General features: G+C 58.9%; 24 protein-coding genes and 1 tRNA gene. 10 read left to right on the top strand and 15 right to left on the bottom strand.

Features of this window, described 5'->3' with window-relative positions:
* Nucleotides 1-41 precede the first annotated feature (41 nt).
* The 7 genes from hscB to trmJ all read right to left on the bottom strand — a co-directional run bounded on the left by hscB (nucleotide 42) and on the right by trmJ (nucleotide 4,795).
* On the bottom strand, nucleotides 42-563 hold the full coding sequence (gene hscB, locus D7241_RS02520) for a co-chaperone HscB (RefSeq protein WP_408100170.1): 522 nt from the start codon (nucleotides 561-563) through the stop codon (nucleotides 42-44).
* Nucleotides 564-570: 7 nt separating this feature from the next.
* Nucleotides 571-894: an iron-sulfur cluster assembly protein IscA gene (gene iscA / locus D7241_RS02515; RefSeq protein WP_408100169.1), complete on the bottom strand. Its 324-nt coding sequence runs from the start codon at nucleotides 892-894 to the stop codon at nucleotides 571-573.
* Nucleotides 895-905: 11 nt separating this feature from the next.
* Nucleotides 906-1,298, bottom strand: a complete 393-nt coding sequence (gene iscU / locus D7241_RS02510; protein WP_408100168.1) for a Fe-S cluster assembly scaffold IscU — start codon at nucleotides 1,296-1,298, stop codon at nucleotides 906-908.
* A gap of 42 nt (nucleotides 1,299-1,340) precedes the next feature.
* Nucleotides 1,341-2,555, bottom strand: coding sequence for an IscS subfamily cysteine desulfurase (locus D7241_RS02505; RefSeq protein ID WP_255980928.1), 1,215 nt, complete (start codon nucleotides 2,553-2,555; stop codon nucleotides 1,341-1,343).
* 30 nt (nucleotides 2,556-2,585) lie between these two features.
* Nucleotides 2,586-3,077 carry a Fe-S cluster assembly transcriptional regulator IscR gene (gene iscR, locus D7241_RS02500; protein WP_255980930.1) on the bottom strand — a complete coding sequence of 164 codons (492 nt, stop codon included), beginning with the start codon at nucleotides 3,075-3,077 and terminating at the stop codon, nucleotides 2,586-2,588.
* A gap of 165 nt (nucleotides 3,078-3,242) precedes the next feature.
* Entirely contained in the window at nucleotides 3,243-4,019 is a 777-nt protein-coding gene (gene cysE / locus D7241_RS02495) for a serine O-acetyltransferase (protein ID WP_408100167.1), read from the bottom strand.
* Nucleotides 4,019-4,795 carry a tRNA (cytosine(32)/uridine(32)-2'-O)-methyltransferase TrmJ gene (trmJ, locus tag D7241_RS02490; protein ID WP_255981065.1) on the bottom strand — a complete coding sequence of 259 codons (777 nt, stop codon included), beginning with the start codon at nucleotides 4,793-4,795 and terminating at the stop codon, nucleotides 4,019-4,021. Before trmJ ends, cysE begins: the two co-directional genes overlap by 1 nt.
* Before the next feature lie 145 nt (nucleotides 4,796-4,940).
* Between trmJ and suhB the strand changes: the two genes are divergently transcribed.
* On the top strand, nucleotides 4,941-5,756 hold the full coding sequence (gene suhB, locus D7241_RS02485; protein WP_255980934.1) for an inositol-phosphate phosphatase: 816 nt from the start codon (nucleotides 4,941-4,943) through the stop codon (nucleotides 5,754-5,756).
* Between the two features lie 41 nt (nucleotides 5,757-5,797).
* On the opposite strand, the gene D7241_RS02480 is transcribed toward suhB, so the two are convergent.
* The 6 genes from D7241_RS02480 to queA form a co-directional block, all read right to left on the bottom strand.
* On the bottom strand, nucleotides 5,798-6,331 hold the full coding sequence (locus D7241_RS02480) for a glycine zipper 2TM domain-containing protein (protein WP_408100166.1): 534 nt from the start codon (nucleotides 6,329-6,331) through the stop codon (nucleotides 5,798-5,800).
* Between the two features lie 80 nt (nucleotides 6,332-6,411).
* Complete coding sequence (gene secF, locus D7241_RS02475) at nucleotides 6,412-7,320, bottom strand: protein translocase subunit SecF (RefSeq protein ID WP_255981067.1); 909 nt, start codon at nucleotides 7,318-7,320, stop codon at nucleotides 6,412-6,414.
* 13 nt (nucleotides 7,321-7,333) lie between these two features.
* Nucleotides 7,334-9,202: a protein translocase subunit SecD gene (gene secD, locus D7241_RS02470; RefSeq protein ID WP_408100165.1), complete on the bottom strand. Its 1,869-nt coding sequence runs from the start codon at nucleotides 9,200-9,202 to the stop codon at nucleotides 7,334-7,336.
* Nucleotides 9,203-9,269: 67 nt separating this feature from the next.
* A complete protein-coding gene (gene yajC, locus D7241_RS02465; RefSeq protein ID WP_021209500.1) occupies nucleotides 9,270-9,599 on the bottom strand; it encodes a preprotein translocase subunit YajC in 330 nt (109 codons plus the stop codon).
* Between the two features lie 40 nt (nucleotides 9,600-9,639).
* Nucleotides 9,640-10,755 (bottom strand): tRNA guanosine(34) transglycosylase Tgt, encoded by a 1,116-nt coding sequence (gene tgt, locus D7241_RS02460; RefSeq protein ID WP_408101177.1) that lies wholly within the window; start codon nucleotides 10,753-10,755, stop codon nucleotides 9,640-9,642.
* Nucleotides 10,756-10,769: 14 nt separating this feature from the next.
* The gene (gene queA, locus D7241_RS02455) at nucleotides 10,770-11,819 is read right to left on the bottom strand and encodes a tRNA preQ1(34) S-adenosylmethionine ribosyltransferase-isomerase QueA (RefSeq protein ID WP_408100164.1); all 1,050 of its coding nucleotides are present in this window, start codon (nucleotides 11,817-11,819) and stop codon (nucleotides 10,770-10,772) included.
* 117 nt (nucleotides 11,820-11,936) lie between these two features.
* Between queA and D7241_RS02450 the strand changes: the two genes are divergently transcribed.
* The 3 genes from D7241_RS02450 to D7241_RS02440 all read left to right on the top strand — a co-directional run bounded on the left by D7241_RS02450 (nucleotide 11,937) and on the right by D7241_RS02440 (nucleotide 13,272).
* Nucleotides 11,937-12,023, top strand: a tRNA-Leu gene (locus tag D7241_RS02450).
* A 443-nt stretch (nucleotides 12,024-12,466) separates the two neighbouring features.
* Nucleotides 12,467-12,679 carry a cold-shock protein gene (locus tag D7241_RS02445; protein WP_255980942.1) on the top strand — a complete coding sequence of 71 codons (213 nt, stop codon included), beginning with the start codon at nucleotides 12,467-12,469 and terminating at the stop codon, nucleotides 12,677-12,679.
* 95 nt (nucleotides 12,680-12,774) lie between these two features.
* Nucleotides 12,775-13,272, top strand: coding sequence for an RDD family protein (locus D7241_RS02440; protein WP_408100163.1), 498 nt, complete (start codon nucleotides 12,775-12,777; stop codon nucleotides 13,270-13,272).
* 105 nt (nucleotides 13,273-13,377) lie between these two features.
* Here the strand turns inward: D7241_RS02440 and lptG are convergent, their stop codons facing one another.
* Both lptG and lptF read right to left on the bottom strand, forming a co-directional pair.
* Nucleotides 13,378-14,439 carry an LPS export ABC transporter permease LptG gene (lptG, locus tag D7241_RS02435; protein ID WP_408100162.1) on the bottom strand — a complete coding sequence of 354 codons (1,062 nt, stop codon included), beginning with the start codon at nucleotides 14,437-14,439 and terminating at the stop codon, nucleotides 13,378-13,380.
* Nucleotides 14,432-15,553, bottom strand: coding sequence for an LPS export ABC transporter permease LptF (gene lptF, locus D7241_RS02430; protein WP_408100161.1), 1,122 nt, complete (start codon nucleotides 15,551-15,553; stop codon nucleotides 14,432-14,434). Before lptF ends, lptG begins: the two co-directional genes overlap by 8 nt.
* A gap of 188 nt (nucleotides 15,554-15,741) precedes the next feature.
* On the opposite strand from lptF, the gene D7241_RS02425 reads away from it, so the two are divergent.
* The 6 genes from D7241_RS02425 to D7241_RS02400 all read left to right on the top strand — a co-directional run bounded on the left by D7241_RS02425 (nucleotide 15,742) and on the right by D7241_RS02400 (nucleotide 23,304).
* Entirely contained in the window at nucleotides 15,742-17,235 is a 1,494-nt protein-coding gene (locus tag D7241_RS02425; protein WP_408100160.1) for a leucyl aminopeptidase, read from the top strand.
* A 22-nt stretch (nucleotides 17,236-17,257) separates the two neighbouring features.
* Entirely contained in the window at nucleotides 17,258-17,677 is a 420-nt protein-coding gene (locus D7241_RS02420) for a DNA polymerase III subunit chi (RefSeq protein WP_408100159.1), read from the top strand.
* A gap of 126 nt (nucleotides 17,678-17,803) precedes the next feature.
* On the top strand, nucleotides 17,804-18,172 hold the full coding sequence (locus D7241_RS02415) for a DNA polymerase III subunit chi (protein ID WP_408100158.1): 369 nt from the start codon (nucleotides 17,804-17,806) through the stop codon (nucleotides 18,170-18,172).
* Nucleotides 18,173-18,345: 173 nt separating this feature from the next.
* Nucleotides 18,346-21,195 (top strand): valine--tRNA ligase, encoded by a 2,850-nt coding sequence (locus D7241_RS02410; RefSeq protein ID WP_408100157.1) that lies wholly within the window; start codon nucleotides 18,346-18,348, stop codon nucleotides 21,193-21,195.
* Nucleotides 21,196-21,547: 352 nt separating this feature from the next.
* Entirely contained in the window at nucleotides 21,548-22,927 is a 1,380-nt protein-coding gene (nhaD, locus tag D7241_RS02405) for a sodium:proton antiporter NhaD (protein ID WP_408100156.1), read from the top strand.
* Between the two features lie 80 nt (nucleotides 22,928-23,007).
* The gene (locus tag D7241_RS02400) at nucleotides 23,008-23,304 is read left to right on the top strand and encodes a helix-turn-helix domain-containing protein (RefSeq protein ID WP_408100155.1); all 297 of its coding nucleotides are present in this window, start codon (nucleotides 23,008-23,010) and stop codon (nucleotides 23,302-23,304) included.
* Nucleotides 23,305-23,457: the final 153 nt, after the last annotated feature.

Genomic DNA, 23,457 nt, shown 5'->3' with positions numbered 1-23,457 from the left:
GTCTGTCTGATGTCGGGCGCAGCGCCAGGCGCTACGCGGGGTTAATCGTCGAGGCGCTCTTCCAATTGGCGCACTTCCTGGGACAGCTTGTCGAGGAACTGCATCCGGCGCACCAGTCGCTCCGCCTGCTCTCGCTGAGCTTCGTCCTGCCATACGCTGGAGAACGAATCGTTGAGATCCTGCTGCGCAGCTTTAAGGCGAGCCTTGAAGACCGCGACGCCAGCGATATCCACCTCGTCATGCAGCTCTTCCAGCTCTTCTCGCCAGTGCATCTGTTGCATGAGGAACGCAGAATCCTGAACAGTCGCCTCCAGCGGCATCTCTCGCCCCTGCAGCGTCAGCAGATACCGGGCTCGACGCGGCGGGCTCTTCAGAGTCTGATAGGCCTCGTTCAGATTGGCCGAACGCTCGATTGCATGGCGCTGCTCGGTTTCGCCCGCGTCGGCAAACCGATCGGGATGGACTTTGCGCGCCAGTTCGCGATAACGGCCCGACAGCATATCGAGATCGATATCGAAGGCAGGCTGAAGCTCGAACAGCGCGTAATGACAGGGAGTTCCCACAGCGTCCTCAGATGTTGAAGCTTTCGCCGCAGCCGCACTCGCCACGCACGTTGGGGTTGTTGAACTTGAAGCCTTCGTTCAGCCCCTCACGCACGAAGTCGAGCTCGGTTCCGTCGAGGTAAACCAGGCTCTTCGGATCGATGATGATCTTGACGCCGTGATTGTCGAAGACCGAATCCTCTGCGGCCGCCTCATCAACGAACTCGAGCACGTACGCCAAACCGGAACAGCCTGTGGTGCGTACGCCCAACCGAACGCCAAGGCCTTTGCCGCGCCCATCAAGGGAGCGGCGCACGTGATCGGCGGCGGCGGTCGTCATGCTGATAGCCATCGATACCTCCTTCAGACCTGTGACAACCCTTTCTTCTCGCGGTAATCGCGAACGGCTGCCTTGATGGCATCCTCTGCCAATACCGAGCAGTGAATCTTCACGGGTGGCAGGGCCAATTCTTCGGCCAACTGCGTGTTCTTGATGGTTTCAGCCTCTTCCAGCGTCTTGCCCTTCATCCACTCAGTAGCGAGGGAGCTGGAGGCAATGGCCGAACCGCAACCGTATGTCTTGAACTTGGCATCTTCGATAATGCCCTGCTCGTTGACCTTAATCTGCAGGCGCATCACATCGCCGCAGGCAGGGGCACCGACCATGCCGGTGCCAATGGATGGATCCTCAGCGTCGAACTTGCCGACGTTGCGGGGATTTTCGTAATGGTCGATGACCTTATCACTGTATGCCATGGTGCAATCCTCTCTGAATCAGGCTATGCGGAACTCGACGGATCAGTGGGCAGCCCACTCGACCTGCGAAATGTCGACGCCGTCCTTGAACATGTCCCACAAGGGTGAAAGCTCACGCAACTTGGTGACCGCCTCGCTGACTTTCTGCGCGGCGTAGTCGACTTCTTCTTCGGTCGTGAAACGGCCGAATGTGAAACGGATCGAGCTATGCGCAAGCTCGTCGTTGCGGCCAAGCGCACGGAGTACGTAGGACGGCTCCAGCGAAGCGGAGGTGCAGGCCGAACCCGAAGAAACCGCCAAGTCCTTGAGCGCCATGATCAGCGACTCGCCTTCCACGTAGTTGAAGCTCAAGTTCAGGTTGTGCGGAACGCGGGACGTCATGCTGCCGTTCACGTAGAGCTCTTCGAGATGCTCGACCTGCTTGAAGAAGCGATCGCGCAGCGAGCGGATTCGCTCGTTCTCTGCCGCCATTTCTTCCTTGGCGATACGGAACGCTTCACCCATGCCTACCGACTGATGCGCTGCCAGCGTACCCGAACGCATACCGCGCTCATGGCCACCACCGTGCATCTGCGCTTCCAGACGCACCCGCGGCTTGCGGCGGACATAGAGCGCGCCGACGCCTTTGGGGCCGTAAGTCTTGTGTGCCGAGAACGACATCAGATCGACCTTCATCGCCTCCAGATCGATCTCGACTTTGCCGGTGGACTGAGCGGCGTCGACATGGAACAGCACGCCACGGGAGCGAGTGAGCTCACCGATGGCGGCGATATCGTTGATCGTTCCGATCTCGTTATTCACATGCATGATGGAGACCAGCACAGTGTCATCGCGCATGGCCGCTTCGACCATTGCCGGAGTGATTACGCCGTCTTCGCCCGGCTCAATGTACGTAACTTCGAACCCTTCACGCTCGAGCTGACGGGTCGTATCAAGAACGGCTTTATGCTCGATCTTGCTGGTGATGATGTGTTTACCCTTCGACGCATAGAAATGCGCGACCCCTTTGATCGCCAAGTTGTCCGACTCGGTCGCACCAGAGGTCCAGACGATTTCGCGAGGATCTGCATTGACCAGCTCTGCAACCTGGCGACGGGCATTCTCAACGGCTTCTTCCGCCTTCCAACCAAATGCGTGAGAGCGCGAAGCCGGATTACCGAAGTTACCTTCGGCGGTAAGGCACTCGACCATTTTCTCGGCAACGCGAGGATCGACCGGTGTGGTAGCAGAGTAGTCCAGGTAAATCGGCAACTTCATCAGGTATCTCCTATCAGGCAGTCGTCCCGCTCATTCAACGGCGGACGCTTCGATCTTATCCAGTCGCGGAGTCTGGCCATTGGCGCGGCGCATATCCTGGCGCAGTGCAACCTCCTGAACCTCGCGGCGCATCACCAGATCCGCCAGACTGATACCGCTTAGAAATTCGTGAATCTGCTGGCTCAAATCGCACCATAAATGATGGGTCAGACAGGTATCACCCGAATGACAGTCGCCCAATCCCTGACAGCGAGTGGCATCGACTGACTCGTTGACCGCATCAATGACTTGGGCCACTTGAATACCAGCCATCTCTCGAGAGAGCTGGTAGCCCCCGCCCGGCCCGCGAACGCTTGTCACCAGACTGCCACGGCGCAGTTTGGCGAATAGCTGTTCGAGATAGGAAAGCGAGATGCCTTGCCGCTCGGAAATATCCGCAAGGGATACCGGCCCGTGTTGCGCATGCAGCGCAAGGTCAAGCATCGCAGTGACGGCGTAACGGCCTTTAGTAGTCAATCGCATCGGTTTGCACCAAGCATCATGGTTTGATGCAAGTATGCAATACCCGAGTATTTAGATCAACTATAAGACCTATTAACGCACTCGGACATAGCAGCATAAGAGGGAAAGACGCAGCGGCGATCAGCGGGCGGCACGCATAATAGCAGCCCGGTTGGCCGGCCGCACTCAGGGACGCGCCTCGTCACCGCCGTCCTTAATCTCGGCAAAATCCTCTTCGCGCAACTCAGGCATTTTCTTCGCACAGTAGTCGCTGCCTAGCGCCGTCAATGCCTTGCACATACCTTCCATACGCTCCTCGACAGCCTGGACGTGATCGAGCAGCTGACCAATGGCCCGCGCCACCGGGTCGGGCATGTCTTCGGTCACGCCGTAGGCATCGAAGCCGATCTTTTCGGCGATAGCCTTGCGCTTGGCTTCCTGAACATCGTCCGACTTGACGATAACGCGACCTGGAATCCCGACAGCAGTAGCGCCAGCCGGAATCGCCCGGGTAACGACCGCATTGGAGCCGACCTTAGCCCCTGCGCCGACCGTGAACGGGCCAAGAATCTTCGCCCCCGCACCAACTATCACACCATCTTCGAGCGTAGGGTGGCGCTTACCCTTGTTCCAGCTGGTGCCGCCCAGTGTCACCCCATGATAAAGCGTCACGTCGTCACCGATTTGGGCAGTCTCACCGATGACGATGCCCATCCCGTGATCGATAAAGAAACGCCGACCGATCTGCGCCCCCGGATGGATCTCTATCCCGGTTAGCCAGCGCGCCAGATTCGACGTCATCCGCGCCAGCCATTTGCAATCGCTTACCCACAACCAATGGGAAACCCGGTGAAACCAGACAGCGTGCAGACCTGGATAGCAGGTGATTACCTCGAACGCATTACGCGCTGCCGGATCGCGATGAAAGACGCTCTGGATATCTTCGCGCATGCGTTCGAACATCAATCTGATCTCCGCTTATGGGGTTCGCCGCGGACGGCTTTCTGGGTTTCGGTAAGAATTCCTCGCAGGATGTTCATCTCCAGCCTGCTTATACCGCTGCGACCGTAGAGCCTGCGCAGTCGCGGCATCAGGTGTCGAGGTTTCTCAGGGTCGAGAAAACCTATATCGATTAGCGTCTGCTCCAGATGCCCATAGTAATGCTCGAGCTCGTCCGCAGTTACCGGCTGCGCATTGAGCATTGAGGTGGTTTCAAGCCTCTCTATCTTGCTCGGCTGGCCGCTCGCCGCCAACCATGCCATACGCACCTCGTAGGCAAGCACCTGAACCGCTGCAGCCAGATTCAGCGAACTGAAATTCGGATCGGACGGAATGTGCACATGATACTGACAACGCTGAAGCTCCTCATTGGTCAGCCCGGCATACTCGCGCCCGAACACCAATGCGACCTCGCCGCCCCGCTCGACCTGCTCCAAGCAGACCGAACCGGTTTCACGCGGATCCAACAGCGGCCAGGGTATGCGCCGATCACGGGCACTGGTGCCCAATACTAGATTGCAACCCACCAAGGCCTCTTCAAGCGTCGCCACTACCTGCGCCGAATCGAGAATATCCGTCGCGCCAGATGCGCGCGCAATGGCATTCGGGCTGGGGAAATCCTCTGGGTCCACCAGAACCAATCGGGACAATCCCATATTTTTCATAGCCCTGGCCGCGCCACCGATGTTGCCGGCGTGACTGGTATTGACCAATACCACACGAATGTTCTGAAGCGACACTGTCGTTCTCGCAGGAAAACAAAACGAAAGCTTACAGGAAGCGCCCGCGCCTTCGCTATTGGCCGTCCCGATGACTCCACCGCAACATCCGACAAGCTTTCTGGTAGAATTGCCGGCTTTCTTTAAACGACCAGGTATTTGATCGATGCAGCCCATGCTGAATATCGCGCTGCGCGCCGCCCGTAGCGCCGGCGAAATGATTGTTCGTTCCACCGAGCGCCTGGACGTGATCTCGGTTAGCGAAAAGGACGCACGTGATTATGTCTCCGAAATCGATCGCACCGCGGAGCAATTGATCATTGCGGCGCTGCGCAAGGCCTATCCGAACCACGGCATTCTTGGTGAGGAAGGCGGCCTATTGGAGGGCAGCGGAGACGGTGCAGACTATCTATGGGTAATCGACCCGCTGGATGGCACCACCAACTTTCTGCGTGGCGTCCCGCATTATGCAGTGAGCATCGCCTGCAAATATCGCGGCCGTCTCGAGCATGCCGTGGTCCTCGACCCGGTGCGCCAGGAAGAATTCACTGCGAGCCGCGGCCGCGGTGCCGCACTCAACGGTCGCCGCCTGCGTGTAGGCACGCGTAAAAGCCTTGAAGGCGCCCTGCTCGGCACCGGCTTTCCGTTCCGTGATGGACAGATGGACAACCTGGACAGCTACCTCAGCATGTTCCGTAGCCTGGTTGGCCAGACCGCAGGCTTGCGTCGCGCTGGCGCGGCAAGCCTGGATCTTGCCTATGTCGCCGCTGGTCGTTACGACGCCTTCTGGGAGTTCGGACTTTCCGAATGGGACATGGCCGCCGGTGCGCTACTGATTCAGGAGGCGGGCGGCCTGGTCAGCGACTTCAGCGGTAGCCACGACTTCCTTGAAAAAGGCCAGATCGTCGCTGGCAACACCAAATGCTTCAAGGCTGTGCTGACTGCAATCCAGCCGCACTTGACACCTTCACTGAAGCGCTAGGAAGCAAAAAAACGCCCAGATGGGCGTTTTTTTATACCAGCTCACTGCTGCGTCAGCACCAGCTGTCCATCGCGAAACGGAATCCTGTCACCCGGATCCCGATCCATCCGAACGCGACCGATTTCGCCATCCAGATCGTACTTGACCTCATAGCCGACGATATTGTCGTGGCTGTCTGTCACGGTATTGCAGCGAGTTTCGGTGGTGGTGTAGGTATCATTCGCCTGCATCCGGCCCTGCACCTGATTACCGGCATAACCGCCACCTACCGCACCGGCAACCGTGGCGATTTTCTTGCCATTACCGCCACCGATCTGGTTACCGAGCAAGCCACCTACGACCGCGCCTACCGCCGTACCGGCAATTCGATTGGTATCCTGCACGGGCTTCTGCCGTGTAACTGTCACCTCTTTGCAGACCTCACGAGGCGTCTTGATGGTTTCCTTGATTGGCTCGACCGCCAGCACTTCGGCGAACTGCGGTCCTCGACCAACCATCATATAGGTAGCGAATGCACCACCCGCGGTGACTATTACGGCCCCAAGAACGGCACCAACCAGCATTGACTTATTCACTGAGTCTTCCTTCTTCTGACGGACAAAAGCCCGCTGCGGCGCAATTCGACTAATCAGCCCATCAGAAGTTCAAAAACCACTCAGGGACGCTCGTCGACCTCTTCGACAACAGGCGGAATCAGATCATCGCGACTAAGCTTGAGCCAGATGAGGAAGATGCTGGCGACATAAACAGACGAATAAGTTCCCGCCCCAACTCCAATGATCAGCGCCAGCGAGAAGCCCCACAGGTTTTCGCCACCGAACACCATCAACGCCAAAACCGCCAACAAGGTGGAGACCGACGTCGCTAACGTTCGAAGCAAGGTCTGAGTGGTGGAGATGTTGATGTTTTCGATCAACTCGGCCTTGCGCAGCAGCCGGAAGTTTTCCCGTATGCGGTCAAAGATCACGATGGTGTCGTTGAGCGAGTATCCGATGACCGCGAGCACTGCGGCGAGTACCGTCAGATCGAAAGAAATCTCGAAAAACGAAAAAACCCCCAGCACTACGATCACATCGTGAAACAGCGACAGCACGGCTCCGAAGCCAAACTTCCATTGAAAGCGAAAGGCGACATAGACGAGAATACCGCCAAGGGCGAGCAACATGCCCAGCCCGCCCTGATCGCGTAACTCCTCGCCCACAGCCGGACCGACAAACTCGGCGCGCTTGACCGTAATTGCGCCGGCGGCCTCATCACCACGCAACGCCTCAGCGATACGTTCGCCCAACAATGGATCGTCGCCCGGCATCCGCACCAGTACGTCGGTCGTAGCACCGAAGCTCTGCACTACAGCGTCCTCGTAGCCGGAACGGGAAAGCTGCGTCCGCACCTCTTCCAAGGCCACCGGCTGCTCGTACGAGAGCTCGATCAACGTTCCACCGGTGAAATCCAGGCCAAAGTTCAGTCCCTTTACCGCTAGGCTACCGAGCGAAGCAAGCGTGAGCAGCACAGTCAGAGCAAACGCCACATGGCGAACGCCCATGAAGTTGATTACGCGTTTCATCGTGCTAAGCCCCTTAAATCCACAATTTCTTGAGATCGCGGCCACCGTAGATCAGATTGACCATGGCACGGGTCACGATGATTGCAGTGAACATGGAAGTCAGAATCCCGAGTGAAAGCGTGACAGCAAAACCTTTGATCGGACCGGTGCCCATGGCAAACAGAATGCCCCCAACCAGCAATGTGGTCAGGTTTCCGTCGACAATCGCCGAGAACGCCCGATCGAAACCTTCGTGAATAGCTCGCTGGATCGACATGCCGTTGGCTATCTCCTCCCTTATACGAGAGAAGATAAGCACGTTGGCGTCCACCGCCATACCCATGGTGAGCACGATACCGGCGATACCCGGCAATGTCAGAGTCGCACCCAGCAGTGACATCAACGCGGTCAGCACAACCATGTTGAACATCAGCGCAACGGTCGCCAGAACACCGAAGAACTTGTAGATCAGCACCATGAAAACCGCGACGAAGAGAAAGCCCCACATTGCAGCTTCAACGCCGAGCTTGATGTTCTCCGCACCAAGGCTTGGTCCGATGGTGCGCTCTTCGGCAAAGTACATAGGCGCTGCAAGCCCACCAGCACGAAGCAGCAGCGCCAGCTCGGAGGACTCGCCTTGGCCATCGAGACCGGTGATACGGAACTGACTGCCCAGCGGTGATTGAATGGTCGCCAGGCTGATGATCTTCTTCTCTTCCTGGAAGGTCTCGACGCGCACTTCTTGCTCGACGCCGTCGACCATCTGCTTGACGTAACGCGTGGTCGGACGCTGCTCGATAAAGATTACCGCCATGCTGCGGCCGACGTTGTTGCGCGTGGCGCGATTCATCAGGTCGCCGCCATGACCATCCAGGCGGATGTTAACCTGCGGGCGACCATTCTCGTCGTAGCTGGCCTGAGCGTCGGTGACTTGATCACCAGTGATGATCAGACTGCGCTCCAATTGAACAGGCGGACGGCCCTCCTGACGGAACTCGAAGGTTTCGGTCGTCGCGCGGGGCGCATCAGCCTCGGCAGCGAGGCGGAACTCCAGATTCGCGGTCTTGCCTAGAATACGCTTGGCTTCCGCAGTGTCCTGTACGCCCGGCAGTTCGACAACGATGCGGTTAGCACCTTGACGCTGAACCAGGGGCTCGGAGACACCCAATTCATTGACCCGATTACGGACGGTCGTCAGGTTCTGCTTGATCGAGTACTCACGAATCTCTGCCAGCTTGGCTTCGGTGATAGCCAAGCGTAGCACTTGCTGGCCATTACGCTCGGTGGAGGTTAGGTCGAAATCGTTGAAATTCTTACGGATCAGCGACTGAGCCGCCGACAGGGTCGCCTCATCGGCGAAACCGAGCTGCACCGCGTTGGGTGCCTGGGGAAGACTGCGATAACGCACTCGCTCTTTGCGCAGCAGACTCTTGACCTCGCCTTCATAGACGTTGAGGCGCGTCTCGATGGCCTTGTCCATGTCGACTTCAAGCAAAAAGTGCACACCGCCGGACAGGTCCAACCCCAGCTTCATCGGGCTCGCGCCCAAATTGCGCAACCAATCGGGCGTAGTGGGCGCCAGATTGAGCGCAACCACGTAAGCATCGCCCAGCGCACGACGAACCACGTCTTTGGCCGGCAGCTGGTCGTCCTGATCGATCAGTCTCAACAGGCCACCGCGGCCCTGCTCGTCCAGACTCGTCGCCTTGACGTCAATACCGGCCTCGACAAGCGCCTTGCTAGCGCGATCGAGATCGGCTTCGGTGACGTCGAGCGAAGTCGTGGCGCCGGTTATCTGAACTGCCGGATCGTCCGGGTACAGGTTGGGTGCCGAGTAGATGACCGCAATGCCTAGCACGATCAATATCAGCAGGTACTTCCAAAGGGGAAATCTATTGAGCATGACGCAGCCCGTCTAATGACGCGGGGCGCCTTGCGCGCCCCGTCGTTGGTATTAAGTAGAAGTCAGCTCAGATGGCTTTCAGCGTGCCCTTGGGCAGCGTTGCGGCAATCGCCACTTTCTGGAACTTCAGCTCCACCGAATCGGAAACTTCGATCACGACGAAGTCGTCGGATACCTTGGTGACCTTGCCCGCGATGCCGCCAGAGGTAACCACTTCGTCGCCCTTCTGCAGGCCGCCGATGAGGTTCTTGTGCTCTTTGGCGCGCTTGGCCTGCGGACGCCAGATCATCAGATAGAAGATGACCAGAAAGCCGACCAGAAACAGCCACTCGAAACCACTACCAGCGGGACCAGCGGCAGCCTCTTGAGCGTAGGCGGCGGGAATCAGAAAGCTCATGTAGCACTCCTGTTGCAGAGATCAGTTAGTTATGGATTCGTCACGCAAGCGGCGGGGTTGGCAGGCCGCGCTTGGCATAGAAGGCGTCGACAAAGGCCGCCAATGTACCCTGTTGGATAGCGTCGCGTAAACCAGCCATCAGCCGCTGGTAATGCCGCAGGTTATGGATTGTATTTAACATGCTACCCAGCATTTCGCCGCATTTGTCCAAGTGATGAAGATATGCGCGGGAGAAGTGTTTACAGGTGTAACAGTCACAACCAGCATCCAGCGGCGAATCGTCATGCCGATGCATGGCGTTGCGAATCTTGACTACCCCACCGTCAGTGAACAAATGACCATTGCGTGCGTTGCGGGTCGGCATCACGCAATCGAACATGTCCACACCGCGGCGTACACCTTCAACGAGGTCTTCTGGTTTGCCTACACCCATCAGATAGCGCGGTTTATCGGCCGGCATTTGTGGCGGAAGAAAATCGAGCACACGAATCATTTCCTCCTTCGGCTCGCCGACTGAAAGTCCGCCGATCGCCAGACCATCGAAACCGATATCGCAGAGACCTTCAAGCGAGCGCATGCGCAGCGACTCATGCATACCACCCTGGACGATACCGAACAGCGCCGCCGGGCTGTCGCCATGGGCAACCTTGGAACGACGCGCCCAGCGCAACGAAAGCTCCATCGAGCGTCGCGCAACGTCTTCGTCGGCCGGATAAGGCGTGCACTCGTCGAAGATCATCACGATGTCCGAACCGAGCTCGCACTGCACCTGCATCGACTCTTCCGGCCCCATGAAGACCTTCGCGCCATCGACCGGCGAGGAAAAGTAGACGCCCTCCTCCTTGATCTTGCGCATCGGACCCAGACTGAACACCTGGAAACCGCCGGAGTCGGTCAAGATCGGGCCTTGCCACTGCATGAAATCATGCAGGTCACCGTGTGCCTTGATCACCTCGGTCCCGGGCCGCAGCCATAGGTGGAAGGTGTTGCCCAGGATGATCTGCGCCCCGATCGCTTCGATATCGCGAGGCAACATGCCTTTTACCGTGCCGTAGGTGCCCACCGGCATGAATGCCGGAGTTTCCACCGTGCCGCGCGGAAAGGTCAGGCGTCCACGGCGCGCCCGCCCCTCGGTCGCGAGCAGTTCGAAGGACATGTGGCAAGTACGACTCATTGGGAATCCTCGGGGCCGCTCGGGGCCGGATTGCGCGTAATAAACATGGCATCGCCATAGCTGAAGAATCGGTAACCCCTGGCGATAGCCTCGGCATAGGCAGCCATCGTTTGCGAATAACCCGCGAACGCGGAAACCAGCATTAACAGCGTCGATTCGGGCAGATGAAAATTGGTGACCAGAGCATCGACGACATGAAAGGGCTTGCCCGGGTAAAGAAAGATGTCGGTATCGCCGGTGAAGGCTTTGAGCACGCCGTCGCGAGCCGCGCTTTCCAGCGACCGCACACTAGTGGTACCTACCGCGACCACCCTGCCGCCTCTGGCCCGACAGGCCGCGACCGCATCGACTACATCCTGACTGACCTCGAGCCATTCACGATGCATGTGGTGCTCCTCGATGCGCTCGACACGTACCGGCTGGAAAGTGCCTGCACCCACGTGCAACGTGACGAATGCACGCTCCACACCTTTTTCCTGCAGCGCCGCCAGCAACGCCGTGTCGAAATGCAGCCCCGCAGTCGGCGCAGCAACGGCACCCGCCCGCTGCGCATAAACCGTCTGGTAACGCTCGCGATCCGCAGTTTCGTCCGGGCGATCAATATATGGGGGCAACGGCATATGGCCGACGCGATCCAGCAACGGCAACACGTCTTCGCCGAACTCAAGTTCGAACAACGCCTCATGCCGAGCCAGCATCAGCGCTTCGCCACCACCATCAATGTGAATTCTCGTTCCCGGCTTCGGCGACTTGCTCGAACGGACATGCGCCAGCACCCGTCGACCATCAAGCACCCGCTCGACAAGCACCTCGACCTTGCCACCGGTGTCCTTCTGTCCAAACAGGCGCGCCGGAATGACCCGCGTATCGTTGAAGACCATCAAATCGCCGGGGCGCAGATAGTCGAGCAGCTCGGAGAAGCCATGATGGGCCAACTGGCCAGTCGGACCATCGAGCACCAGCAATCGGCTGGCGCGACGCTCTGCCAGCGGATGACGAGCGATCAGCGAATCGGGAAGCTGGAAAGAGAAATCGGAGACTTGCATTGAAAATTTGATCAGCACAGGGCTTTGGGGGCGCAAATCTTAGCGGAAACACCTCAATCTGACCACGCCAGACGATTGACCGCCTCGTATCGCATCCCTATACTGCGCCGCCACTGTGCCTCGATGGCGGAATCGGTAGACGCAGCGGATTCAAAATCCGCCGTTGGTAACAACGTGAGAGTTCGAGTCTCTCTCGAGGCACCATAATCAGCACCACAGGCAGTCGAAGCCTTTGGTATGGGGAGCCGCACAGCAGTAGCGGCACCTCCCTCGCAGCACGCTTCATCGGGTCGACGTAGCGGTGGGACACTCAAAGCCGTTCGCTACAAACGGCATCGTCGCGATTCAACTGACACCATCGAAAGTGGTCCGGGCGAATCGGTAAAGTACACCGCAACACTTCAATCCGCTGAAAAAGCGCCGCTTGCAGCGGGCAAATTCTATGACTCCAAGGGCTTGGCATCGGCCGGCGAGTTATCGTAGAGTGTGCCCACTGTGTTTGCATGGGTCGCCGTTGAATCGTGACCTGGTGCAGTAGATCTTCAGATCCGCTACATCCCGCTCGACTCTTTACTCCTTGCAACCAGTCTCCGCTTTCTGCGCTATGCAGAGGCGTTTCTACTATTGAGTTTCAAGGACACAAAGCTATGTCGAATCGTCAGAACGGTACCGTCAAGTGGTTTAACGACGAGAAAGGTTTTGGTTTCATCACTCCCGAAAGCGGTCCGGATCTGTTCGTGCACTTCCGCGCGATCGAAGGCAACGGCTTCAAGAGCCTGAAAGAAGGCCAGAAAGTTAGCTTCATCGCTGTGCAAGGTCAAAAAGGCATGCAGGCTGACCAGGTTCAAGTCCAGGAATAAGCCCCGCTCCGAAAAGCCCCTGATGGCAGCATCAGGGGCTTTTTTATGCGCGCGATTCCGTAGAATGCGCGACTGCCATTTTCAGCGAGACGCCCATGCGCAACCACCTCCTTAACCCACAAGGTCAGTTCCCAGCCGCCGGCCTGATCCGTCGACTCGCCGCATTCTTCTACGATTCGTTTCTTTCGATCGCGCTGATGATGGTGGTTACGCTGTTCTACCAGCAGGTCCTACTGCGCCTGTTCTATGGCAGCGAAGGGCTCAAGGCGCTGGCAGAAACCGGCGGGCTGGATATTGACCCAATCCTGTCTACCCTGCTGCTGTTCAGCCTGTTTGGCTTCTTTGCCAAGTTCTGGACGCATAACGGTCAAACGCTCGGCATGCAGGTCTGGGGGGTGCGCATCCAGAATGCCGATGGCAGCGCCATCGACCTCTGGCAGGCACTGCTGCGTTTCCTGATCGCCATCATCTCCTGGCTTGCCTTCGGCCTGGGCTACTGGTGGATGCTTTGGGATAAGCAGCACCGCACCTGGCACGACATTTACTCGGAGAGCCAGGTCGTTCAGTTACCGAAGAACATCCACAAGAAATAGGCTGGGGCTGGAAAGCGTTCGGTTTCACGCCAGATCCGCCATGCTTTTCTTCACAGCTGCTTTCGCCCCAGCTTCAGCCTCCAGCACGCTTGTCATCTGCCTCGCTTAACCCGCCCGCCGCAACAACCAGACACCCGCCAGCGCACAGATACCGGCCGGGACCGCCACCGCCAGCAACGGCGAGAAGCCGAACACCTGGCTGGCGGGGCCTAGCAAATCCTGCAGAATGCGGAACACGAAGCCGACGATGACCCCGGTAAAGATGCGCTGCCCAAGGGTGACCGAGCGCAACGGACCGAAGATGAACGAGATTGCCAGCAACACCAAGGCCACCGTTACTGCCGGCTGCAACACCTTGCTCCAGAACGCCAGCCAATAGCGCCCGTTATTCAGGCCCTGGTCGCCCAGATAATGGATATAGCTCCACAGCCCAGTGATGGACAAGGCGTCAGGCTCCATCACTACCGTGCCAACCAGCTGCGGTGTCAGTTGCACATCCCAGCGCTCGTTAGCAGCCTTGGTCACCTCAGTGTGATCGCCGCGAAAATGTGTTGTGGCGACATCACTGAGCTGCCAGTGGTCCTCGTCGTAGCGCGCCCGGCGAGCGAAGCTGGCCGATAACAGCTGCCGTTGATCATCGAAGCGGTAGCGGGTAATGCCGAGTAGCAGACCGCTCGGCTGTACCGCGTTGATATGTACGAATTCGTCGCCTTGCCGATGCCAGAGGCCGCGCTTGCTGCTTTGCGCCTCACCTGCACCCTGCGCCGAAGAACGACTGGCCTGAGCGATGTTTTCACTCCAAGGCGCCATATACTCACCGATCAGCACGCCTATAAGCATCAGCAACAGCATCGGCTTCATCACGGCCAGCACGATGCGCCCGAGGGACACGCCGGCGGCACGCATGATGGTCAATTCGCTGCTGCTGGCAAGCGTGCCGAGGCCGATGAGACAACCAATCAAAGCCGCCATCGGCAACATTTCGTAGATTCGCGCAGGCGTCGTGAGCAGCACGTAGACGGCTGCATTCAGCGTGCCGTAGCTGCCCTTTACATCGCCCAACTCGTCGATGAACGCGAACAGCAACGCCAGGCCGACGATAATGCCGAGCACGGTCAGAATTGCCAGCAGCACATGACTGCCGATATAGCGATCGAGCTTACGCATGTGCAACCCCCGACATCGCGCGACGCTTGCTGATGGCGAGTCTCAGCGGCTCCCAGTAGAGCATCAACATCCCGATCGCGAAGAAGAGTCCATGCACCCACCAAAGCCCCAGGGTCGCAGGAATCCGCCCTTTGTCCAGCCAGCCACGAGCAGCGATCAGCAGCGCCAGGTACGTCATGTACAGGAGAATGGCAGGTAGCAGCTTGAGAAAGCGCCCCTGACGCGGATTCACTTTTGAAAGCGGCACCGCTAGCAGTGTGACAATGAATACCAGCAGCGGCAGCGACAGCCGCCATTGCAGCTCGGACTGCAGCCGAATGTCCTCACTGCCAAGCAGTTCGCTGGTAGGCAGTGCTTCGCGCTCGCTCAGCTCGATGCTGACTTCTGGCTTGGGTAGCAGCACGCCATAAGTATCGTACTGAATCGCCCGGTAATTGGCCTGCCCGGGGTTGCCATCGTAGCGATAGCCATTTTCCAGAATCAGGTAGCGGCTTCCGTCAGGCTGGATTTCCTGGCGACCACTTTCTGCCACCAGCACGGATAGCCCGCGTTTTTCGCCTGTGGCGCTGGAGAGATTGGTCTCGGATATGAAAACGCCGGCCAGCTCGGTGCGATCGGTAGTGAGCTCACGCGTATAGGTCACACGGGTGCCGTCGCGCAGGGTCTGGAAACGGCCCGGCACCAACGTATCGAACTCGGTCAGGGAATCCTGCTCATTGAGGATGCGATCGACCTCACCAACACCCTGCGGTGCCAACCCAAGACTCAGCCAGCCAACCAGCGCGGCAATCAGCGCGGCCGGGGCCAGGCTGTAAACCAGCAGGCGGCGCTGGCTCATACCCGTTGCGGAGAGAACAGTCATCTCGCTATCCAGGTAGAGCCGACCGTAAGCCAACAGAATGCCGAGAAACAGGCCCAGCGGGAGGATCAGCTGGAGAAAGCCCGGCAGGCGAAAACCCATGATCATCAGCAGCACGCCCGGATCGAGCAGCCCCTGCGCGGCCTGCGCCAAGTATTTGATAAAGCGCCCGCTCATGATGATCACCAGCAACACGGCACTAACGGCACTCAGGGTGACCAGAAGCTCACGGGATAGGTAACGAAAGACGATCAAACCGGACACTCCAGGGTTGTCAGGCTCCGGCGGCTACGCTCAAACTAGCTGCCAAGTAGCCGGTCCGCCCGCAACAGGACGTTGGAGAATCACGCAGCATTTCCCAACGCCCCGGTGGACGAACCACCGGAAAAATAAGCCCGGCATTATCCTGTAAACCCGACTCTTTGTCTTGGGGACTCGACGCTATGGAATTTGTTGTAAAAAATACAAAAGCAGCTGCGGCAAAAACAGCCACTCTGGTTCTGGCCGTCGGTGAAGATCGTGTACTCGACGTCACCACACAAAGCGTGGATCAGGCCAGTGGCGGCGCCCTTTCCGCCGTACTCGAGCGCGGCGACCTACAAGGCAAGCCGGGACAGACGCTGCTGCTGCATAACCTGCCGAACCTGAAGGCCGAGCGCGTTCTGCTGGTGGGCACCGGTAAGAGTGGTGAGCTGGATGCCCGCCAGTGGCGCAAGGCCGTCCGTGCGGCGCTCGGTGTTCTCAAAGACTTGGGCGGTACAGATGCGACCTTCGCCGTGCAAGGCGTCCAGGTCAAAGACCGCGACACCTACGCACGTACCCGCATGCTCGTCGAAGTGCTGGCCGATGGTCAGTACGTGTTCGATCAGTTCAAGAGCAAGAAGAGCGATGCTCCGGCGTTGCGCAAGATAACCCTGCTTGCCGATAAGGCCGAGCAAGCCCAGGTCGAACAGGCCTCACGTCACGCCGCCGCGATCACTGCGGGCATGAGCTTCGCCCGCGACCTTGGCAATCTGCCGCCGAACATCTGCCATCCGAGCTATATGGCCGAGCAGGCCAAACAGCTTGGCAAGGCTTTCAAGGGCCTTAAAGTCGAGGTGCTGGACGAGAAGAAGCTGCGCGAACTCGGCGCCGGCTCTTTTCTCGCGGTATCCCAGGGCAGCGAGCAGCCAGGCTGCATCGTGGTCATGCAGTACAACGGCGGCAAGAAAGGTGACCAACCTTACGCGCTCGTCGGCAAGGGCATCACCTTTGATACCGGTGGCATCAGCCTCAAGCCGGGCCTGGGCATGGACGAGATGAAGTACGACATGTGTGGCGCCGCCAGCGTGCTCGGCACCTTTCGCGCCGCACTGGAGCTGCAGCTGCCGATCAACCTTGTTGGCTTGCTCGCCTGCGCTGAGAACATGCCCAGCGGCAACGCCACGCGACCGGGCGATATCGTCACCACCATGAGCGGCCAGACTGTCGAGATTCTCAACACAGACGCCGAAGGTCGTCTGGTGCTCTGCGATACCCTGACCTACGCCGAACGCTTCAAGCCGCGCGCTGTAATCGATGTGGCCACCCTTACCGGCGCCTGCATCGTTGCGCTGGGCAGTAACACGTCGGGCCTGCTCGGCAATAATGACGAGCTGCTGCAACAAGTGCTGGGCGCAGGCCAGAAAGCAGACGACCGAACTTGGCAGCTGCCGCTGTTCGACGAATATCAGGAGCAACTGGACAGCCCCTTCGCCGACATCGCCAATATCGGCGGCCCCAAGGCCGGCACCATTACCGCGGCCTGCTTCTTGTCGCGCTTCACCAAGGCCTATCCTTGGGCGCACCTGGACGTCGCCGGCACCGCCTGGATAAGCGGTGGCAAGGAGAAAGGCGCGACCGGTCGTCCCGTACCGCTGCTGACTCAGTACTTACTGGATCGAGCGGAGCAGGCATGAGGCACGCGGACGGAACCTTGGCATGACACGTATCGAGTTCTACGTATTGCCTGATAGCGAACCGGCAGGCCGCGCCAGAGCAGCCTGCCAGCTGGCAAGCAAAGGCTGGCAGCACGGCATGGCGGTATTCATCCGCTGCCAGGACGCCAACCAGTGCGCCGAACTTGATGAGCTACTCTGGAGCTTCCGTGCCGAACGCTTCGTTCCGCATGATTTACACGAAGACGATCCGCATGCCCCAGTGGTGATAGGTATGGAGCAGCCACCGACGGCAGCGCAGGGCCTGTTGATCAATCTTTCGCCGACGCTGTCACTGCATACCGATCAGTTCAGCCGCGTGATCGAGATCGTCAATCAGCAGCCGGAGATGCTGACCGTTTGCCGCGACAATTTTCGCCTCTATCGCCAACGCGGCTATGATCCGAAGAGAGTCGAACTGTAGCGCCAGCAACGGCGGGCGCAGCGAACTCCTCGCCTCAGTGACGGGTCAACAAAGATTATCGGGCCACAAGCCCGTTCAGGAGCTCACTTACCGCCTGGATGCTCAACTCCCCGGAACCAACCGTACATGACGCCAACGCCACCTCGTAAGCCCACCCACCTGCTCGATGATCTGGAGTCAATTCGCGCCCTGCTCGGCGATCAGGACCCACCGATGCTGAGCGAGAAGCTGGATCCGGACAGCATTCCCGTGCTGTCCGAGGTTGTTGAAAGCGAGCCCTCCATAGCGACACAGAGTGACGTAGAGTCCCGAGAGCCAGCCGTACGCACGGCCTTTCGCACCCTTGCCGAACGCCATCTCGATCATGAATTGCGCACCGCTGCACAGCTGATCTTGCAGGAAGTAATCGATGATTTCGTGCCGCAGATGGAAGCCGAACTGCGCCGCCGGCTGGAGTCGCGCGCCGAAAAACTGATCAAGTCTCACCGCCCCTGATGCGTCGATACCGCAAAGCGCACCACCACTGACAGCGCCCCTGCGCGCCGCCCCAGACCCAACCGAGTTATCCACGGCGGCAAGACAAAAGCGGCATTGCGGTTCTGCCGCTGGCACACTTTGCCTTTATACTTGCCCGCTTTTCCGATTAGCCGTTCTAAGGGTCCCGCCGCATGGACAAGACCTACCAGCCGCACGCCATCGAAACTTCCTGGTACCAGACCTGGGAGTCGAACAATTATTTCGCGCCCCAGGGTTCAGGCGAGTCCTACACCATCATGATCCCGCCGCCGAACGTCACCGGCAGCCTGCACATGGGCCATGGCTTCAATAACGCGATTATGGACGCGCTGATCCGTTTCCGTCGCATGCAAGGTCGCAACACGCTTTGGCAGCCAGGCACCGACCATGCGGGGATCGCCACCCAGATGGTAGTCGAACGTCAGCTGGGTGCGCAGGGCGTCAGCCGTCACGATCTGGGACGAGAGAAGTTTCTCGACAAAGTGTGGGAATGGAAGGAAGAGTCCGGCGGCAACATCACCCGGCAGATCCGCCGTCTGGGCTCCTCTGTCGACTGGTCGCGTGAACGCTTTACCATGGACGCGGGCCTGTCCAATGCTGTGAAGGAAGCCTTTGTCCGGCTGCATGAAGATGGCCTGATCTACCGTGGCAAGCGCTTGGTCAACTGGGATACCAAGCTGCACACGGCAATCTCCGATCTTGAAGTTGAAAACCACGATGAGAAGGGCCACCTCTGGCACATGCGCTACCCACTGGCCGATGGCTGCAAGACAGCAGGCGGCCAGGATTACCTCGTCGTGGCCACTACCCGTCCGGAAACCATGCTTGGCGACGCTGCCGTTGCAGTGCATCCCGAGGACGAGCGCTACAAGAACCTGATCGGCCGCCACATCATGCTGCCGCTGGTGAACCGTCTGATTCCGATCATCGCCGACGACTATGTCGACCTCGAATTCGGTACCGGTTGCGTGAAAATCACCCCGGCGCACGACTTCAACGACTACGAAGTCGGCAAGCGTCACCATCTGCCACTGATCAATATCTTCGACCGCAACGCCGCGATACTCGCCCAGGCGCAAGTGTTCAATATCGACGGCACGCCGAACAACAAGGTCGATGCCAACCTGCCCGACGGCTACGCGCACATGGATCGCTTCGATGCGCGCAAGGCCATCGTCGCTGAGTTCGAGGCCATGAGCCTGCTGGAGAAAATCGACGACCACGCACTGAAGGTCCCGCGTGGCGATCGCTCCGGCACCATCATTGAGCCCTGGCTGACCGATCAGTGGTACGTCTCGACCAAGCCTTTGGCGGATAAGGCTATCCGCGCCGTCGAAAGCGGCGAAATCCAGTTTGTGCCCAAACAGTACGAGAACATGTATTTCAGCTGGATGCGCGACATTCAGGACTGGTGCATCAGCCGCCAGCTCTGGTGGGGCCATCGTATTCCGGCCTGGTACGACGAAGCGGGCAATGTCTACGTCGGCCGCGACGAGATGGAAGCACGCACACGCTACAACCTCGGCAACGAGGTCGAGCTGCGTCAGGACGAAGATGTGCTGGACACCTGGTTCAGCTCCGGCCTCTGGACCTTCTCGACCCTCGGCTGGCCTGAGCAAACTGACTTCCTCAAGACCTTTCACCCGACCGATGTGCTGGTCACAGGCTTCGACATCATTTTCTTCTGGGTCGCCCGGATGATCATGCTCTCGACCCACCTGACCGGGCAGATTCCGTTCAAGACGGTCTATGTGCACGGCCTGGTTCGCGATGGTCAGGGTCAGAAGATGTCCAAGTCCAAGGGTAACGTGCTCGACCCGCTGGACATCGTCGATGGGATTACCCTCGATGAGCTGCTGCAAAAGCGCACCAGCGGCATGATGCAGCCCAAGCTCGCCGAGAAGATCGCCAAGCAGACCCGCGCCGAATTCCCCGAAGGCATCGCCAGCTACGGTACCGACGCCCTGCGCTTCACCTTTTGCTCGTTGGCCTCCACCGGCCGCGACGTGAAGTTCGACATGGGTCGAGTCGAGGGTTATCGCAACTTCTGCAACAAGATCTGGAACGCCGCCAATTTCGTCTTCGAGAACACCGAAGACAAGGACACCGGAGTGAACGGCGAGCCGGCGGCCGGCGCTTCGGTCGAGCTTTCATCGGTCGATCGCTGGATCATTTCGGCGCTGCAACGCACCGAGGCCGAAGTCACGCGGCAGCTTGAGGCCTTCCGTTTCGATCTTGCTGCCCAGGCGCTGTACGAATTCATCTGGGACGAGTACTGCGCCTGGTATCTAGAGCTGGTCAAGCCCGTGCTCTGGGACGAAAACGCCAGCATCGAGCGCCAGCGCGGCACCCGCCGTACGCTGGTGCGCGTACTGGAGACGGCGCTGCGCCTGGCTCACCCGTTCATGCCCTTCATCACTGAAGAAATCTGGCAGCGCGTCGCACCGCTGGCCGGCAAATCCGGCCCTACCCTGATGCTGCAACCCTGGCCGGAATTCAATCCGGAGCGTCTCGACGAGGCTGCCGAAGGTGATATCGAGTGGGTCAAGGCGTTCATGCTCGGTGTTCGGCAGATCCGCGGTGAAATGAATATTTCCATGGCCAAGCGTATCGATGTGGTGCTGGGCAACACGTCCGAATCGGACCAGCGTCGCCTCGCCGACAACGAGCCGCTGTTGAAAAAGCTGGCAAAGCTCGAAAGCATCCGCGTGCTTGGGGCGGGTGAGGAGCCGCCACTGTCCGCCACGGCTCTGGTCGGCGATATGCAAGTACTGGTACCGATGGCCGGACTGATCGACAAGGACGCCGAACTCGCCCGTCTCGACAAGGAGATCGGCAAGCTGGATGGCGAGGTGAAGCGTGTTGGCGGCAAGCTCAGCAATGCCGGCTTCGTCGACAAGGCGCCAGCGGACGTAATTGACAAGGAGCGCGCTAAACTGGCCGAAGCCGAACAGGCCAAAGCCCGCCTGGAAGAGCAGCGCGAGCGCATCGCCAGCTTGTAATGAAGCTGAAGGCCAGTACTTGATGTGCTGGCCTTTTTGTTTGGGCGCCCTCTTGGTTGAGTAAGGGCTACCGGTACCGCTACTTCTTTGTGTAGCACCACGAAAATATCAAATAAAAACCGGCAGGCTCGAACCGACGCACAAAGCTCTACGACATGAAGTAAGCACTCCCCGGAAGTGGCCCTAACAGTCCCGCTGAGCGCGCAGCCGTTCGCATGCGGGCGTCACCCTTTCGTATTGCGGTTTTTCAGACTTCATATTCGAACAGCCAACTGCCCATCTTGAGCCTGTCATTACCGAGCTGACGACGCGTCCGTCGAGCCCAGTCTGGTTCTCAATATGGAGCCCCCCGATGTACATACTCATGGCTGTCGTGTTTTTCATTGGCTATCTATGCATAGCCTTCGAACACCCGTTGAGAATCGACAAGGCAGCGGCTGCACTTCTTACAGCCGTGCTGTGCTGGACCGTGCTGGTACTGGGCGCAGACTCGATCGTCCCGATGTTGCAATCAGGCAGCCACGATCCAGCCGACTCGTCGGCGGTGGTCGAGTCACTGCGGCATCATCTGGGTGAAATTTCTGAAATCCTGTTCTTCCTGCTTGGCGCGATGACAATCGTCGAGCTGATCGACTCTCACGAAGGTTTCAAGGTCATCACCGACCGCATCCAGACCCGCAAGCGCGTCCATTTGCTATGGATCATCGGCATCCTAACCTTCTTCCTGTCTGCCGCGCTGGACAACCTGACCACCACAATCGTCATGGTCTCGCTGCTGCGCAAACTGATTCGCGGCCGCCCGGAGCGCTGGCTCTACGTGGGCGTCGTGGTCATCGCCGCTAACGCAGGCGGTGCCTGGTCGCCGATTGGCGACGTGACCACCACCATGCTCTGGATCGGCGGTCAGATCACAGCGCCCGGCATCATCACCGGTCTGTTCCTGCCGAGCCTGGTATGCCTGTTGGTGCCACTATTCATTCTCAGTTTCCGTTTGCGTGGCGAGGCACCTCGGCCCCGTGCCCGCATCCACCTGGGCGAGGAGGTTCCGCCTAGCACTACGCCGTTCGAACGCAACCTGGTGCTGGTGCTCGGCCTCGGCGCCCTACTATTCGTGCCGATCTTCAAGACCGTGACACACCTACCGCCCTACATGGGCATCCTCTTCGGCCTCGGCGTGCTTTGGATCACTACTGAGTTCATCCATCGCCACAAAAATGACGAAGACAAGCATCCGCTTTCCGTGGTCGGCGTTTTGCGCAAGGTCGACACCCCTAGCGTATTGTTCTTCCTCGGCATCCTGCTGGCGGTCGCCGCACTTGCCACCGCTGGCCACCTGACCCAAGTCGCCACCGCGCTACGTGAATCGCTGGGCCATATCTATCCGATCAGCTATTCCATCGGCCTGCTTTCGGCAGTGGTGGATAACGTGCCGCTGGTGGCCGGCTCGATGAAAATGTACCCGCTGGTTAGCCCAGCCATGCTAGCCGCGGCCTCCCCTGAGGAGACCGGCTGGTTGTCGCAGTTCGTAGTCGATGGCAACTTCTGGGAAATGCTCGCCTACTGCGCCGGCACAGGCGGTAGCACGCTGATCATCGGCTCGGCTGCAGGTGTTGCGGCAATGGGCATGGAGAGGATCAGCTTCACCTGGTACATCAAGCGCGTCAGCCTGCTGGCTTTCCTCGGCTACACTGCCGGCGCCGCCACCTATGTCGGTATTCTTGCTCTGCGTTAACGACACGCCGCTGGCCCTGACCCGTTGATGTCGCGTAAAGCAGACTCAACGGGTGGGCTTTTTATAATCATGGAATCGCGATGACCGTCAGCAAGACAAAAAGCAGTTTCTATCGTCGACTCTACGTCGCCTGGCTGATCGACAGTGGCGCAGCTATCAGCGTGCCAGCGCTTGTGGAGGCGACCGGAATGCCCAGGCGTACGGCCCAAGACACCCTGGCTGCGCTGGCCGATCTCGATATCGATTGCCGTTTCGTCCAGGAAGACGGCGAGCGACACAATGCCGGCCATTACTGTATTTACAGCTGGGGCGCCATCGACCGGCATTGGATTGAGCGCAATCTGTCCCAGCTCAAATCCGTTCTCGACTATCCCTGAATGATGCCAGCTTGCGGACAGAAGCCGACATTTGGCGCCCGCTAAGCCCATCGTTTCACCGAGTTCGGGTATTCGGCGCGCCTATTCACCGTACCGCTGATGCTAGCCGCGGCGCCGCCCTGCTGAACAGTCAACGCCGCCAGCACTAGCCAT

The sequence above is a fragment of the Stutzerimonas sp. VN223-3 genome (assembly GCF_045999685.1).
GTDB classification, from domain to species: domain Bacteria; phylum Pseudomonadota; class Gammaproteobacteria; order Pseudomonadales; family Pseudomonadaceae; genus Stutzerimonas; species Stutzerimonas stutzeri_AR.
Note: the sequence above shows the minus strand (reverse complement) of the source record. Positions and strands in the feature narration are given on the sequence as shown.